Genomic DNA, 16,555 nt, shown 5'->3' on the forward strand with positions numbered 1-16,555 from the left:
AAGATGCACAAAGTCTTACAAATTCGTAATGAGACACGTGGCCTTGTGTCTTTAATTCATTTTCTAAGAAAATATTTTTGCAACCCTTTCAGCCTTTTTACTTTCTGAATAATCGTAAAACCCTTCTCCCGATTTTACTCCGAGCTTACCCGCGGTAACCATGTTTACAAGCAGGGGACAGGGGGCGTATTTCGGATTTTTAAACCCGCTGTACATTACGTTGAGTATGGAAAGGCATACGTCCAGACCGATAAAATCAGCCAGTTGCAAAGGCCCCATGGGGTGCGCCATTCCGAGTTTCATTACGGTATCTATTTCTTTTACCCCGGCTACGCCGTTATATAAGGTTTCGATGGATTCGTTAATCATCGGCATAAGTATACGGTTGGCCACAAACCCGGGATAATCGTTTACTTCAACAGGGATTTTCTGAAGTTTTTCCGAAAGTCCTATTACCACTCGTGTAGTTTCGTCCGATGTGCTGTAACCCCGGATGATCTCCACGAGTTTCATAATGGGTACCGGGTTCATAAAATGCATGCCTATAACCTTTTCCGGTCTACTGGTCACCGAAGCTATGCGGGTTATGGATATGGACGATGTATTGGTGGCCAGAATAGTATCTTCCGGGCATACCTCGTCCAGTTTTCGGAAAATATCCAGTTTCAGCTCCAGGTTTTCCGTAGCGGCTTCCACAACGAGCCCCGCGTGTTCTATTCCCTTTTTTATATCGGTATAGGGATGGATATTGTTCAGTGTCTGTTGCTTTTCCTCTGTTGTAAGGGTTTCCTTGTCTACCATGCGACCGAGATTTTTTTCGATAGTGGCAAGCCCCTTATTCAGCGCTTTTTCGGAAATGTCAATGAGCTGTACTTTAAAACCGAACTGCGCAAATGTATGAGCGATGCCGTTTCCCATGGTTCCGGCACCGATAACTGCTATATTTTCCATATTCCGTTTATGTGTTTTTTTGTGTGTGTAGTGTTTCTTTTGAGGGTGGAATGTCGCTTAATCCTGTCAGAAGTTGGCAATAATTTCCATAGCAACCTTCAATGCTTCTTTTCCTTGAGTAAGTGTCACAATGGGAGTAGTATTGTTCTCAATGGCATCTGCAAAAGTTTCCAGTTCGTCCAGAATGGCATTGTTCGGGAATATTTTAGGGTTTTCGAAATATATCTGTTTTTTTAGTCCTTCCGCATTTTGCAGGATAAGTGCGAATTCGTCAAATTTCTTCGGGGCATCTTTCATTTTCACCACTTCTACCTGCTTTTCCAGGAAATCGACGGAGATATAAGCATCTTTCTGGAAAAAACGGGATTTCCGCATGTTTTTCAGGGAGATCCTGCTGGCGGTAAGATTGGCTACACACCCGTTTTCGAATTCGATACGGGCATTGGCAATATCCGGGGAATTACTGATTACCGACACGCCGCTGGCATTGATACTTTTAACCGGGGAATTGACCAGGCTGAGGATAATATCAATATCGTGTATCATGAGGTCCAGTACCACCGGCACATCTGTTCCCCTGGGATTGAACTCCGCCAGGCGATGTGTTTCTATGAACATTGGATTGCTTATTTTGTCCTTGACCGCAGTGAAAGCAGGATTGAACCGTTCCACATGGCCCACCTGTCCCTTTACACCGTGTTTTTCGGCGAGCGTCATAATTTCTTCCGCTTCTTCTATGGTGTTGGCTATAGGTTTTTCCACAAATATGTGTTTCCCTTTTTCCAAGGCTTTTTTGGCACATTCGAAATGAGAAAGGGTAGGGGTAACTATATCCACGACATCCACGGCCTCAATCAGTTCGTCTATGGAAGAAAAAGAAGTATATCCGAATTCTTTGGATACTTTCTGCGCGTTCTTCTGATTGGGGTCATAGAAACCGGCCAACTCGTATTTGTCAGACTGGTTGAGTAATCGAAGATGAATCTTTCCCAGGTGTCCGGCACCCAGAACTCCGGCTTTCAGCATAGAATTAATGTTTTGAACAAAAATAAGGTTATTCATGGAATAAGACCAATAATATCTCCGGATTATGGATAAAATTGCTTGCTTCCCGGTGTAATACAGTTTGCTATGTAGTAATAATAATAGGATATCGTCCCGGACAAAAACGGGAAAACCACTACTGCATTGTGGGGTGAAGCCGTTTTTTTTCATTGTAGAAAATTCTTTCACTTGTCCAATTTATTTTTCGTTGTAACTTTACTGCGCTAACATAATACAACCTTGAAAGATACCTTAAAACATAGAGGAAAGAGAAACAGGCTTGCCGAGACTGTGGCAGAGAAGGGAATAACCGATCCGAAAGTGCTGGATGCCATACGAAGAGTGCCCAGGCACCTTTTTATGGACAGCAGTTTTGAGGACCATGCCTACCAGGACAAGGCTTTCCCTATTGCTGCGGGACAGACTATTTCACAACCCTTTACCGTTGCTTTTCAGACGGAGTTATTACAAGTGTCTCCCGGAGATAAAATACTGGAAATAGGTACCGGGAGCGGATATCAGACCGCGGTCTTACTGGAAATGAAGGCGAAGGTATATTCCATAGAAAGACAATTGGAGTTGTTCAAACGCTCCAACCTGTTCCTTCCCAAACTCGGATACCGCCCCAAAAAACTGATTTTCGGCGATGGTTATAAAGGGCTTAAAGAAGAAGCTCCTTTTGAGGGGATTATAGTTACTGCCGGGGCCCCGGAAGTCCCCAAGGCCCTGCTGGCACAATTAAAAGTAGGAGGAAGGCTGGTCATCCCGGTCGGAGATATTACCCAGACCATGACGATGTTCACCCGTAAATCAGCCAAGGAATTCGAGAAAAAGGAATTCGGGGAATTCCGGTTTGTTCCTCTGCTGGAGGATAAAAATTGAAAAAGTTTCCAAAATAAGAGCCTTCTTGTTTTACCATATCATTTTCCGGACTGTACAATGGAATCCAGTTCTTTCTTCATTTTCTGGAGAAGTCCGGGATTTTGTAATGCAATATTTTTCTTTTCGGAAGGATCATTCCGCAGATCGTAGAGCTGCTCTTCCCCGGAGAACCCGGTTTCGATATCCGGTCCCCAGGTGATCCTGGCATTTCCCGGATTCGGAGGAATAAATTTGTAATCTCCTTTGACATAAGAGAGAACGCTACCGATAGCCTCCTGTACCAAGCCATCCCGGCCTTTGTGGTCTTTCCCGGTAAGGGCTTCCCATTGGTCCTGAGTGTCGGGGGCCTGTCCGGCAGTAATAGATTGCCCGGTACTGGCTGCAAACGAACCGAGGAGATCTACCTGGCTGAACAGGGCGGCCGATTCGGCTCCCGGAGGTATGTGCCCCGTCCATTTTACGAGCATTGGCACCCGCGTACCTGCTTCCAGGGCGCTGTATTTTCCCCCTCTAAGAATTCCCGAAGGGCGATGATTTCCAAGCAACTCCCCGGCCCGATCCCGGTAGCCGTCATCCAGAACAGGACCGTTGTCACTACTGAATATAATTATGGTGTTCTCTTCCAGGTTCAGCTCTTTCAATAATCCGGAAATTTCTCTTACCGTCCAGTCAAGCTGTGCGATAACATCTCCCCTGGGACCCCGGTCTGTTTTTCCCTGAAATCTTTCGTTGGCTATCCTGGGTACATGAATATCGTGCGTGGCCAGGTACAGAAAAAACGGTTTTTCTTTATTTTTCCGAATGAATGCCATAGATTTTTCCACCAGTTTGTCCGCAATATCCTCATCGCGCCACAATGCCGCTTTTCCTCCGGTCATATACCCGATACGGCTTATACCGTTAACGATGGTCATATCATGGCCATGAGACCATTTGGTGGTAAGGAGTTCCGGGTTTTCTTTCCCCGTAGGCCAATCGCCTGTTTTTTCCTTATAGCTTACCCGAATGGGGTCGTCGGCTTCCAGGTTTACCACGTGGTGATTTTCAACAAAGACACATGGAACCCTGTCGCCGGTAGCAGGAATGATGAAGGAGTAATCAAATCCGACCTCCAGGGGCCCCGGGCTAATCTTCCCATTCCATTCCGGGCCGTTTTCATCGCCAAGGCCCAGGTGCCATTTGCCGACAACAGCCGTTTTATAACCGCTTTTCCGCAAGATACCCGGAAGGGTTTCCGTACCCGGTTTTATAAGGCTTGAGGCGTCTCCGGGGGCAACACCTCTCCCCCTGGCACGCCATGCATATTCTCCCGTAAGCAGGGAATAGCGGGATGGGGTACAGGTTGCCGCTGTAGTATAGGCATTGGTGAATTTCAGGCCTTCTTCGGCTAGTTTATCTATATGTGGTGTGGCTATACTGCCACCATAGCAACCTATATCCCCGTAGCCGAGATCATCAGAATAAATAAGAACGATATTGGGATGTCGGAATTGGTTCGTATTTGTCCCTGTTTTTTCTTCCTGGCCGGACTTCTTACAGGATAACAGTAGAAGGATAAAGGCAGTGTAAATCTGAACTCTGGTTGGATTTTTCATAAATGGTATTCGGATTAATCCGTATAAATGTATATGTTTTCGAACACATTTCATAGCCTAACGAGAGCTTTTTATAATGCATGCCGGGATCGAAAGTGTAGGGTAGATAAAAATTAAGATTAATAAATAATAATATTTTACATTTTAGTCGGTTTTAAAACAAAAGTAACAAAAGTTTGATGTGACTGTTTCATATTATAAAAAAAGATACTAATATTGTATCACGAATGAAAACAAACCTGATTCATATCATTACTGTCATAGTCATTGTGATTATTTCACCTTGAGCGGGAATGGTATGTTAGAAAATATAATTTTTAAACAAGGCCTTCCCGAAAACGGAAGGTTTTTTTATTGATGTTTACTTTATCCAAATAATGAAAACAATACAGCAAATAGTCATTATCATTATTGTCATTGTTAACTCTCTTTCGGGTTGATGCAGTAAGGTATACTATAAAACGAGGCCTGTATCAACCGAAAGTACGATACAGGCCTTTTATTTTTTCAGCATTTATTTGTTTTTGGATATGATAGTATTAAGTGTTATAAAATACTGTAAATCAGAATGGTAAATACATGCAGGTGGAATTGAGTTTAAAAAACAGAATTAATGTTAAAATACTGGGGATTTTATATAAAATAATTTAGCTGATCATAAAGTATAACAGAGAAAACAAATTTTTATTAAATAATGTTAAACACGTATAGTAAACAAGTTACCCAAGATCCGACACTACCTGCCGCACAGGCAATGTTACACGCCATAGGACTCAGCGATGATGATTTGAAGAAACCGCTGGTGGGTATAGCGAGTACCGGTTATGAAGGAAATCCCTGTAACATGCATCTTAACGGTTTATCCGAGTATGTGAAACAAGGTACGGAAGAAGCCGGCCTTGTGGGACTTATTTTTAACACTATCGGAGTCAGTGATGGTATCTCCAACGGAACACAGGGAATGCGTTATTCCCTTCCTTCCAGGGACCTCATAGCAGATTCGATTGAAACCGTCGTCCAGGGAATGAGTTATGACGGGGTCGTCACGGTAGTGGGATGCGATAAGAACATGCCCGGGGCACTGATGGCACAATTACGTCTTAACCGTCCTTCCGTACTTGTTTATGGAGGAACTATTGCAGCCGGATGTCACAACGGTAAAAAACTCGACATTATTTCTGCTTTCGAAGCCTGGGGAAGTAAGGTGGCCGGAAGCATCACCGAAGAAGATTATAAAGAGGTAATCCACAAGGCATGTCCCGGGGCGGGAGCATGTGGTGGTATGTATACTGCCAATACCATGGCATCTGCAATAGAAGCCATGGGAATGTCGCTTCCTAATAATTCCTCTATACCTGCGGTTCACAACGGTAAAAAAGAAGATTGTATGGCCGCGGGGAAAGCCTTGCGGAATCTTTTGGAAAAGGATATTAAACCAAGAGATATAGTAACCAAAAAATCCCTCGAGAATGCTTTTCGTGCAGTCACTGTCCTTGGAGGATCTACCAATGCCGTATTGCATTTTATGGCCATAGCCAAAGCTGCGGAAGTAGATTTCACACTGGATGATTTTAAGCGTATAAGCGATAATACACCTTTACTGGCCGATCTGAAACCCAGCGGTAAGTATGTTATGGAAGATCTTCATAGAATAGGAGGTGTTCCTGCAGTTTTAAAATATATGTTGAAAGAGGGAATGTTACATGGTGACTGTATGACGGTTACCGGAAAAACGCTGGCGGAAAATCTTGCGGAAGTTCCGGACCTGGAAGAAGGACAGGACATTATCCGTTCTCTGGACCAGCCGATAAAGAAAACAGGGCACATACGTATCCTGTACGGAAACCTGGCCGAAAAAGGCGCTGTAGCCAAGATAACCGGAAAAGAAGGGTTGAGTTTTACGGGTAAAGCCAAGGTATTCAACGGAGAATCCGAAGCTAATACCGGTATTAAAGACGGTAAGGTAGAAAAAGGAGATGTAGTGATTATCCGTTATGAAGGCCCCAAAGGAGGCCCCGGAATGCCTGAAATGCTGAAACCTACATCAGCTATTATGGGGGCAGGACTCGGCAAAGATGTAGCCCTGATCACCGACGGACGGTTCTCCGGGGGGTCCCACGGTTTTGTTGTGGGGCATGTTTCGCCCGAAGCCCAGGATGGAGGTACTATAGCCCTGGTAGAAGACGGGGATATCATTACTATAGATGCGGAAAAGAACACGATAGATGTGGCGCTTTCGGATGAAGAGATCCGGGAACGAAGATCGAAATGGGAACAACCGCCGTTAAAAGAGAAAAAAGGAATATTGTATAAATACGCCAAAACAGTTTCGTCCGCATCCGAAGGATGTGTCACCGACGAATTTTAAGCCCGTAAAAGCGCACAGCCGTGCGTTTCCGCGGACATGCACTGTTGTATCATGTCGCAGGTGCATATTACATATTTGGTGTAACAATAAATAACAGTATGGAAACATTAAAAGAAAAATTAGTAGAAACGGAAACCAAGGCAACCATAAAGATCAGTGGAGCAGAAGCGGTGATCCATTGCCTTCTGGCAGAAGGAGTAGACCTTCTTTACGGATATCCCGGAGGCGCTATTATGCCTGTTTATGATGAATTGTATAAGTTTCGGGACAAATTGCACCATGTGCTTACTCGCCACGAACAAGGAGCTTCACATGCTGCCCAGGGGTATGCCAGGGCTACGGGAAAAGTAGGAGTAGCTATAGCTACTTCTGGCCCCGGAGCCACTAACCTGGTGACGGGTATCGCCGATGCCCAGATAGATTCCACACCAATAGTGTGTATCACCGGGCAGGTGGCCAGCCATTTGCTGGGTACGGATGCCTTTCAGGAGACAGATATCATAGGTATTTCCTCCCCGGTAACCAAGTGGAGTTACCAGGTAACCAAAGCTGCCGATATACCCATAGCCCTTGCCAAGGCATTTTATATAGCACGTTCCGGTCGTCCAGGGCCCGTTTTGATAGATATCACCAAAAACGCACAGTTTGAGGAATTTGATTTTTCCTATAAAAAATGTACAGCAATACGAAGCTATAAACCGAAACCTGAAATAAATCCTGCAAAAATAGAAGAAGCGGCCGCACTTATCAACAGTGCCAAAAAGCCATTTATCGTATTCGGACAGGGGATTATACTCGGGAAAGCAGAAGAAGAACTGAAAGCTTTTATCGAAAAAGCAGGAATACCTTCGGCAGCAACCGTTCTCGGGCTTTCCGCATTACCTACGGAACATCCCCTGCACGTAGGCATGGTGGGTATGCACGGTAACTATGCGCCAAACCTGCTTACCAACGAATGTGATGTGCTCATCGCCCTGGGAATGCGTTTTGACGACAGGGTGACGGGAGATCTGAATACCTACGCCAAGCAGGCAAAAGTGGTTCATTTCGATATTGATCCGGCAGAAATAGATAAGAACGTAAAGACCGATGTGGCCGTTCTGGGAGATATAAAAGACACCCTGACAGGTCTGTTACCTCTTATCCGGGAGAATAAGCACGAAGCCTGGTATCAGAAATTTGAGGATATGCGTGCCGTAGAATTCGAGAAAGTTATCAAAAATGATCTGACCCCTCAAAAGGAGAAGCTTACCATGGGAGAGGTCATAGAAAAGATCAACAAACGTACCGGTGGCGATGCTATTGTGGTTTCCGATGTAGGACAACACCAGATGATAGCATGCAGATATGCCAAATTCAACCAGACGAAAAGTAATATCACTTCCGGTGGACTGGGTACTATGGGATTTGCACTTCCCGCAGCCATAGGAGCCAAAATGGGGGCACCGGAAAGGGAAGTTGTAGCGATTATCGGTGATGGTGGTTACCAGATGACTATACAGGAACTCGGTACCATATTCCAGACCCGTGTTCCGGTGAAGATCGTAGTGCTTAATAACGAATTCCTGGGGATGGTAAGGCAGTGGCAACAACTCTTTTTTGATAAACGCTATGCCTCTACCGAACTCATCAACCCGGATTTTGTGACCATAGCGAAAGGATATCACATCCCCGCGCGGAGGGTAGCAAAAAGGGAAGAACTGGATGAAGCCATTAATGAACTGATAGCTTCCGAAGAGGCCTGTTTTCTGGAAGTTTGTGTAGAAAAGGAAGACAACGTATTCCCGATGATACCAACGGGAGCTTCCGTAGCTGATTGCAGGCTGGAGTAACGAATCCGAAGTGTACCAACATCCATGAGTGATTAGGTTAAAAAGATAAATAATTTCTCCCCCTCTAGGGGGAGATGCCAAAGGCAGAGGGGCGCGAATTTTTTACCCCCGGAACCAAAACTCTCAAACTAAAAATGAACAAAACATATACCGTTTCCATATATTCGGAAAACAACATTGGACTATTGAACCGGATATCGGCAATATTTTTAAAACGACACATCAACATAGAAAGCCTGACGGTTTCGGAGTCGGAAATTGAAAATGTAAGCCGGTTCGTTATTGTGGCCGCCATGGACGAAGACCAGGTGCGTAAGATCGTGGGGCAACTGGAAAAACAGATCGAAGTCATAAAAGCGTATTATCATACCGATGAAGAGACGATCTACCAGGAGACCGCTTTATTCAAAATAAAGTCGAGCCTGTTGTTCGATGAAAGGCAGATACAGAACATCATCAAACAAAGCAATGCTAATATCGTCACCGTAGCCAGGGACTTTTTTGTTATAGAGAAAACCGGAAGAAGGTACGAAACCGATGCGTTATACGAAGAACTGGCGCCCTTCGGTATCATGCAGTTTGTGCGTTCCGGAAGAATAGCAGTCTCCAAGAGTGAAATGAATATATCTGCATTGCTCAGGGAATTCCAGAATACATAAAAATAATATGTTTAGTTGAAACGCACTGCAGTGCGTTTCTTTATTAGAACCGAATAAATCTTAAAATTAAAAATAAGCAATAAAAATGGCAAATTATTTTAACACGCTTCCGTTGAGGCTTCAATTACAACAATTAGGAGTATGTGAATTCATGGATAAATCTGAATTCAATGAAGGTGTAAAAAAACTTTTAGGAAAAAAAATAGTAATTGTAGGATGTGGTGCCCAGGGACTCAACCAGGGACTGAACATGAGAGATTCCGGATTGGATATTTCTTATGCACTGCGTGAAGCTGCCATCAAGGAACAAAGACAATCCTATAAAAACGCAACGGAAAACGGGTTTAATGTAGGTACGTATGAAGAACTGATCCCAACCGCCGATATGGTTTGCAACCTTACGCCCGACAAACAGCACACTTCCGTTATAAAAACCATTATGCCCCTGATGAAACAAGGTTCTACCCTGTCTTACTCTCACGGATTTAATATTGTAGAGGAAGGGATGCAGATACGGGAAGATATCACCGTGATCATGGTGGCGCCGAAATGTCCCGGATCTGAAGTAAGGGAAGAATATAAAAGAGGGTTCGGAGTGCCTACCCTTATCGCGGTTCACCCGGAGAACGACCCTAACGGAGAAGGTCTGGAGCAGGCCAAGGCTTATGCCGCTGCTACCGGAGGACACAGGGCAGGAGTATTGCGATCTTCTTTCGTAGCCGAAGTAAAATCGGATCTAATGGGAGAACAGACCATTCTGTGCGGATTGTTGCAGACAGGATCCATACTGAGCTTCGATAAAATGGTAGAAAAAGGAATAGAGCCCGGATATGCTGCCAAACTGGTACAGTACGGATGGGAAACCATAACAGAAGCGCTGAAGCACGGAGGTATTACCAATATGATGGACAGGTTGTCCAATCCGGCCAAAATAGAAGCGTTCCGTTTGTCCGAAGAACTTAAAGAGATTATGCGACCGCTGTTTCAGAAGCATATGGATGATATTATGAGCGGCCATTTCTCCAAAACCATGATGGAAGACTGGGCAAACGACGATGTAAACCTGCTTACCTGGAGAAAAGCTACCGGGGAAACAGCTTTTGAAAAAACAGCGATTGCATCCGACCCTATTTCCGAGCAGGAATATTTTGACAATGGGGTATTGATGATCGCTTTTGTTAAATCGGGAGTGGAACTGGCATTCGAAACCATGACAGAAGCCGGTATTATTGCAGAATCAGCTTATTATGAGTCTCTGCACGAAACACCGCTTATTGCCAATACCATCGCACGTAAGAAATTGTTTGAAATGAACCGTGTTATATCCGATACGGCGGAATACGGCTGTTACCTGTTCGATCATGCCTGTAAGCCCTTGTTGACCGATTTTATGAAAAAGATAGACACCAATGTTGTCGGGAAATCTTTTGGAAGCGGTAATGCGGTGGAGAACCAGGAACTTATCAAAGTAAATGCACAGATCAGGAACCATCCTGTGGAAAAGGTAGGAGCATACCTGCGTGCTTCCATGACAGAGATGAAGAAGATCGTTTAATATATAAGAAGAGCCGATAGGGCTATACTGGTAGCATCAGGCCGGGGGCTGTTTTAGTGGTTCCCGGCCATGTTCCGGAACAGTAAGTTTTACATATGGTTCTTTATATTTTGCACTGGGGGAATAACCGTATAAATTTTTATAATTGAAAACCGATTATACATATAAATCTACCAATGAGGAGATAAGGCAAAGATTCGACAATGATGTGGAACGCTTTTCCAATCTGGATACCGGTCAGCAATCGACCATAGATGCACCGGTTACTCTCGAATGGATTACCGAAGCTGCACATAGTGCAAATCCGGATGCACATAACCTTCTCGACATCGGGTGCGGAGCGGGAAATTATACACTAAAAATGCTTTCGAAACTGCCCGATCTTAATTGTACCCTGGTGGACCTTTCCGGTCCTATGCTGAAAAGGGCAGAAGAAAGAGTAAAGGAGAAAACCGACGGGACAATAGATGTTTTTCACGGAGATATCCGGGAAGTAAAGTTACCGGATAATCATTTTGATATTGTTCTTGCAGGAGCCGTGTTGCATCACTTGCGTGAAGATAAGGACTGGGAGAACGTATTCGGGAGAATATACAAGATACTGAAACCCGGTGGGAGTTTCTGGATATCCGATATGGTTTCTCACGATTCCGGGGCCGTACATACCATGTTCTGGAGGGAATACGGTAAATACCTGGAAAATGCCGGGGGAAAGGATTACCGGGAAAAAGTGTTTGCTTATATCGAAAAGGAAGATACTCCGCGTTCGGTAACCTATCAAATAGAACTGATGAAGAAGGCCGGGTTTAAAACAGTGGAAATATTACATAAAAACAGTTGTTTCGCGGCTTTCGGGGCAATTAAATAAGCGATTGGAGGATTTATGGTGTCATAAATCCGAAAATCCGGAAAACACATTATATTGAGGATTTTATGGACGTGACAACAAAGTACATACCAAAAATAGAGCAAGTAAAAGAAGCGGCAAAAACCCTGAAAGGTGTAGCTATACATACACCCCTGGCGCAGAGTCTTACATATTCCAGGGCATTTGATGCGAATATTCTTTTGAAAAGAGAAGATCTGCAAATAGTCCGGTCCTATAAGATCCGGGGGGCTTACAACAAGATCCGTTCGCTGGGAGAAGAAGAAAAAGCCAAAGGGATCGTATGCGCCAGTGCCGGAAACCATGCGCAGGGTGTTGCGATGTCCTGCAATAAACTGGGGATCAAAGGAACCATCTACATGCCGGCACCTACGCCCAGGCAAAAGATCAGCCAGGTGAAAATGTTCGGGGAAGACCAGATAGATATCGTACTGGTAGGGGACACCTTTGACGATTCCAACAAAGCGGCCATAGCCGAATGCCAAAGACTAGGAAAAACCTTTGTACATCCGTTTGATGACGAAAAAGTGATAGAAGGACAGGCCACAGTAGGATTGGAAATCCTTGAACAGGCAGACGTACCCATAGATTACCTTTTTCTTCCTGTAGGCGGAGGCGGACTAGCATCCGGTGTATCTTCCGTATTCCGTGTGTTGTCACCCGAAACAAAGATTATAGGAGTAGAGCCGGAAGGGGCGCCATCCATGACCATTTCCATACAAAACAATGTAAATACCGAGCTCGGTGAGATCGAAAAATTCGTAGACGGAGCCGCAGTACAGCGGGTGGGAGATAAAACCTTTGAGATATGTAAACAATTCCTTCACGATATGATAACCGTTCCCGAAGGAAAAGTCTGCCAGACGATCTTAGATTTGTACAACAAAGATGCTATAGTTGTAGAACCTGCCGGAGCACTAACGATAGCAGCCCTTGACTGGTATAAAGACGAGATAAAAGGTAAAAACGTGGTATGTGTCGTAAGTGGTAGCAATAACGATATTACCCGTACTGCCGAGATCAAGGAGAGAGCGCTTTTATATGCCAATCTCAAACATTATTTTATCGTGCGTTTTCCACAGCGTGCCGGGGCTCTTAAAGAATTTGTTGCCGAAATCCTGGGGCCTAACGACGATATAACGCATTTTCAGTATACCAAGAAACACAGCAGGGAAAATGCTCCTGCCGTAGTAGGTATTGAGCTCAAAAGTGAAAAGGATTTGTTACCTTTGATAGAGCGTATGAAAGCCCGTCATTTTTACGGAGACTATCTGAATAACAAACCGGATTTGTTCCAGTTTCTGGTCTGAAACAGAGACGAGGCAAACAAGTTTAACCACAAAACGAAAATACACTGATGCAAAGCGTTCAAGACGAATTCAAATTGAAAAGCACAATACACCAGGATACCTATCTGGCCAATGGCGAACTAAAAAAATGGGAAGGCGGTTTTGCCGAGGTTTATTCTTCCATTTACACCCATAATGACCAGGGTGAATACGGACCGACACTACTGGGAACCGTTCCGGATATGGATGAGTCATCAGCACTGGAAACCCTGGATGCTGCCTGTGATGCTTATGATAAAGGACAGGGGTTATGGCCCACCATGAAGGTAGTGGACAGGATAGCATGCATGGAAAAATTTGTCCGGCAAATGAAAACTAACCGTGAGGAAGTTGTAAAACTCCTCATGTGGGAAATAGGAAAGAATCTTCCGGATTCCGAGAAAGAATTTGACAGAACGGTAGAATATATTTACGATACTATCGAAGACTACAAACAACTGGACCGTAACAGTGCGCGTTTTGAAAAGCACGGTGGGGTGTATGCCCACATTCGCCGCGGACCTCTTGGCGTGGTACTCTGTATGGGACCGTATAACTACCCCCTTAATGAAACCTTTGCTTTACTGATCCCCGCACTTATGATGGGGAATACCGTAGTGTTTAAACCGGCAAAACACGGCGTATTGCTTATTTCTCCGTTGCTGGAAGCTTTCCGGAGCAGTTTTCCCGAAGGTGTAGTAAATATCCTTTACGGAAGGGGAAGGGTAGTGGCCGCGCCGATAATGAAAACAGGTAAAATAGACGTTCTGGCACTGATAGGTAACAGTAAATCGGCCATTGCTTTACAGGATCAACACCCTAATAAAAACAGGCTGAGACTGGTTTTGGGCCTCGAAGCCAAAAACCCTGCCATCGTATTACCGGACGCAGACCTGGACCTGGCCATAGAAGAATGTATTTCGGGTACGCTATCCTTTAACGGGCAGCGTTGTACGGCTCTCAAAATACTGTATGTGCACGAAGATGTTGTCGAAGAATTCAATAAGCGGTTTGCCCAACGTGTAGATGAACTGAAATTCGGGAATCCCTGGGAGCCCGGAGTTATGCTTACTCCACTGCCGGAACCCGGTAAGCCGGATTATATACAGGAGCTTATTGACGATGCCGTAAGCAAAGGAGCTGAAGTTATCAATAAAAGGGGTGGGGAGCGCACGGAAAATTATATTTTTCCGCCGGTGTTGTACCCGGTAAGTAAAGATTCCAGGGCATACCAGGAAGAACAGTTCGGCCCGCTCATTCCCATTCTGCCTTTCAAAAGCATTGAAGAACCCCTGAACGATATGGCAGAGTCAAACTACGGACAACAGGTTAGTTTGTTCGGACAGGATATCAAAACCCTGGCACCGCTTATCGATACCTTGGTAAACCTGGTTTGCCGGGTAAACCTGAACAGTTCCTGTCAGCGCGGACCGGATGTGTATCCTTTTACCGGAAGGAAAGACTCTGCCGTAAGTACCCTTAGCGTACACGATGCTTTACGTTCGTTCTCCGTACGAACCTTCGTAGCTTCGAAAGACAATGAATACAACAGGGCGATTCTAACAGAACTTCTGAACAGTAAGGCCTCCAATTTTGTGAACACCGATTACATTTTGTAGTAGTAGAATATATTATCTTCGATATATCCATAAAAACAAAACCCGGATTGTACAATCCGGGTTTCTCTTTGGGAAGATTTTCAGTTAGCTAAATCAAATCTTATATAATGGTAGACTGCCCAAATTCAATGTTTTCCTTATTAACCTGAGTGGTATCTTCCGCATGAAGAATAAAGTCAGCGATAAAATCACCTACCTTGTTAGTACCGAATTTGCTGTCTTTGTCCAGATCGGGAGTTACTACACCTCTCTCCAGAGACTTTTCCACGGCATTTTTAACGGCTTCCGCTTCTTCTTTCAGGTTAAAATGCTCCAGGAGCATGGCAGCGGAAAGGATAGACGCTACCGGGTTGGCAATATCTTTGCCTTTGGCCTGCGGATAAGACCCGTGTATAGGTTCGAACATGGCATTGTCACTTCCGACGGAAGCAGATGCGAGCAAACCTATGGAACCTCCGATGACACTTCCCTCGTCGGAAATAATGTCACCGAACATGTTTTCTGTCAGGATGACGTCAAACTGGGCCGGATTGAGAATAATCTGCATGGCAGCATTATCTACAAAAAGGAAGTCCAGTTCCACATCCGGATAACTTTTACCGATAGCCGTGACTACCCTGCGCCATAGCCTGGAAGTTTCCAGCACATTGGCTTTGTCTACCAGGGTCAGCTTATTTCTTCTGCTCCTGGCCGCTTTAAATGCAAGGTGGGCTATACGCTCTATTTCAGCTTCGGAATATTCGCATAGGTCAGATGCCACCGTACCGTTTTTACTCAGTTTTTTTTCTCCGAAATAAATTCCTCCGGTAAGCTCCCGGTAAATCGTAAAATCCGTACCGGATATAATTTCTTTTTTCAGAGGAGATTTTTCAATAAGGGTAGGATAGGCTTTGATGGGACGGATATTGGTAAAAAGGCCAAGGGATTTCCGGAGTTTTAATAAACCTTGTTCCGGGCGTACCTTCGCAGTAGGATCGTTGTCGTATTTGGGATCTCCTATCGCACCGAAAAGCACGGCATCGGACTTTCTGCACACCTCTAAGGTTTCTTCTGGCAAGGGATCTCCTGTTTTGTCTATAGCTATAGCCCCGACCAGGGCTTCTTCGAAATGGAAAGTATGGCCGAAGGCATCGGCAACAGCCTGCAAAGATTTTACGGCCTGTACCACTACATCCGGGCCTATACCATCTCCCGGTAAAAGTGCGATGTTCAATTTCATATCTGCGGTTTTAATTCTTTTTCAAACTCTTCGATTTTGTCCTTTTTGCTGATGAGGAAGTCTATATCGTCATACCCGTTCAGCAAACACAGTTTTTTATAGGCGTCTATATCAAAAGATTCCTTTTTGTCCGAACCTTTTATGGCTATATATTGTTCTTCGAGATTCACCAGTATTTCCGTAGCGGGGTCGCTTTGTACCGCTTCCAGGAGCTCTTTGAGATATTCGGGAGATACCTGTACGGGTAATAAACCGTTATTGAGGGCATTTCCTTTGAATATATCGGCAAAGTAACTGGAAACAATAACTTTCAGTCCGTAATCCGCCAGGGCCCAGGCAGCGTGCTCACGACTGGAACCACAACCGAAATTGTCCCCGGCAATAAGAATGGTTCCACTATACCTGGTATCGTTAAGGGTAAAGGATTCGTTCTCCGAACCGTCTTTGTTATACCTCCAGTCCCGGAAAAGATTTTCCCCGAACCCGTCTTTATTAGTGGCTTTGAGAAAGCGTGCCGGAATGATCTGGTCGGTGTCTATATTCTCTATGGACAGTGGAATGGCCCTTGATGTATGCGTGATGAATTTTTCCATTTTTTCTTTTTCTTCTACTAACGA

General features: G+C 44.7%; 13 protein-coding genes. 8 read left to right on the forward strand and 5 right to left on the reverse strand.

The window, feature by feature from the left end; genetic code table 11:
* Positions 1–63: 63 nt before the first annotated feature.
* Together ACVBDY_RS09955 and ACVBDY_RS09960 are read right to left on the reverse strand one after the other, a co-directional pair.
* Positions 64–951 (reverse strand): 3-hydroxyacyl-CoA dehydrogenase family protein, encoded by an 888-nt coding sequence (locus ACVBDY_RS09955; protein WP_447175324.1) that lies wholly within the window; start codon positions 949–951, stop codon positions 64–66.
* A gap of 66 nt (positions 952–1,017) precedes the next feature.
* Positions 1,018–1,977, reverse strand: coding sequence for a Gfo/Idh/MocA family protein (locus tag ACVBDY_RS09960; protein WP_447175325.1), 960 nt, complete (start codon positions 1,975–1,977; stop codon positions 1,018–1,020).
* Positions 1,978–2,235: 258 nt separating this feature from the next.
* Between ACVBDY_RS09960 and ACVBDY_RS09965 the strand changes: the two genes are divergently transcribed.
* Complete coding sequence (locus ACVBDY_RS09965) at positions 2,236–2,877, forward strand: protein-L-isoaspartate(D-aspartate) O-methyltransferase (RefSeq protein WP_447175326.1); 642 nt, start codon at positions 2,236–2,238, stop codon at positions 2,875–2,877.
* Positions 2,878–2,915: 38 nt separating this feature from the next.
* On the opposite strand, the gene ACVBDY_RS09970 is transcribed toward ACVBDY_RS09965, so the two are convergent.
* On the reverse strand, positions 2,916–4,472 hold the full coding sequence (locus ACVBDY_RS09970) for a sulfatase family protein (RefSeq protein ID WP_447175327.1): 1,557 nt from the start codon (positions 4,470–4,472) through the stop codon (positions 2,916–2,918).
* A 691-nt stretch (positions 4,473–5,163) separates the two neighbouring features.
* Here ACVBDY_RS09970 and ilvD point away from each other — a divergent pair.
* From ilvD to ACVBDY_RS10005, 7 genes are all read left to right on the forward strand, one after another.
* Positions 5,164–6,840 carry a dihydroxy-acid dehydratase gene (gene ilvD / locus ACVBDY_RS09975; protein WP_447175386.1) on the forward strand — a complete coding sequence of 559 codons (1,677 nt, stop codon included), beginning with the start codon at positions 5,164–5,166 and terminating at the stop codon, positions 6,838–6,840.
* A 98-nt stretch (positions 6,841–6,938) separates the two neighbouring features.
* Positions 6,939–8,672 (forward strand): biosynthetic-type acetolactate synthase large subunit, encoded by a 1,734-nt coding sequence (ilvB, locus tag ACVBDY_RS09980; RefSeq protein WP_447175328.1) that lies wholly within the window; start codon positions 6,939–6,941, stop codon positions 8,670–8,672.
* A 134-nt stretch (positions 8,673–8,806) separates the two neighbouring features.
* Positions 8,807–9,331: an acetolactate synthase small subunit gene (ilvN, locus tag ACVBDY_RS09985; RefSeq protein ID WP_447175329.1), complete on the forward strand. Its 525-nt coding sequence runs from the start codon at positions 8,807–8,809 to the stop codon at positions 9,329–9,331.
* 85 nt (positions 9,332–9,416) lie between these two features.
* The gene (gene ilvC / locus ACVBDY_RS09990) at positions 9,417–10,886 is read left to right on the forward strand and encodes a ketol-acid reductoisomerase (RefSeq protein ID WP_447175330.1); all 1,470 of its coding nucleotides are present in this window, start codon (positions 9,417–9,419) and stop codon (positions 10,884–10,886) included.
* Between the two features lie 145 nt (positions 10,887–11,031).
* Entirely contained in the window at positions 11,032–11,754 is a 723-nt protein-coding gene (locus ACVBDY_RS09995) for a class I SAM-dependent methyltransferase (protein WP_447175331.1), read from the forward strand.
* 65 nt (positions 11,755–11,819) lie between these two features.
* Positions 11,820–13,082, forward strand: a complete 1,263-nt coding sequence (ilvA, locus tag ACVBDY_RS10000) for a threonine ammonia-lyase IlvA (RefSeq protein ID WP_447175332.1) — start codon at positions 11,820–11,822, stop codon at positions 13,080–13,082.
* 47 nt (positions 13,083–13,129) lie between these two features.
* Entirely contained in the window at positions 13,130–14,719 is a 1,590-nt protein-coding gene (locus tag ACVBDY_RS10005; protein WP_447175333.1) for an NADP-dependent glyceraldehyde-3-phosphate dehydrogenase, read from the forward strand.
* 100 nt (positions 14,720–14,819) lie between these two features.
* On the opposite strand, the gene leuB is transcribed toward ACVBDY_RS10005, so the two are convergent.
* Positions 14,820–15,938 carry a 3-isopropylmalate dehydrogenase gene (leuB, locus tag ACVBDY_RS10010; protein WP_447175334.1) on the reverse strand — a complete coding sequence of 373 codons (1,119 nt, stop codon included), beginning with the start codon at positions 15,936–15,938 and terminating at the stop codon, positions 14,820–14,822.
* Entirely contained in the window at positions 15,935–16,531 is a 597-nt protein-coding gene (leuD, locus tag ACVBDY_RS10015; protein ID WP_447175335.1) for a 3-isopropylmalate dehydratase small subunit, read from the reverse strand. The genes leuB and leuD overlap by 4 nt, the downstream gene beginning before the upstream one ends.
* Positions 16,532–16,555: the final 24 nt, after the last annotated feature.

The organism is Sinomicrobium halophytocola, from assembly GCF_052983395.1.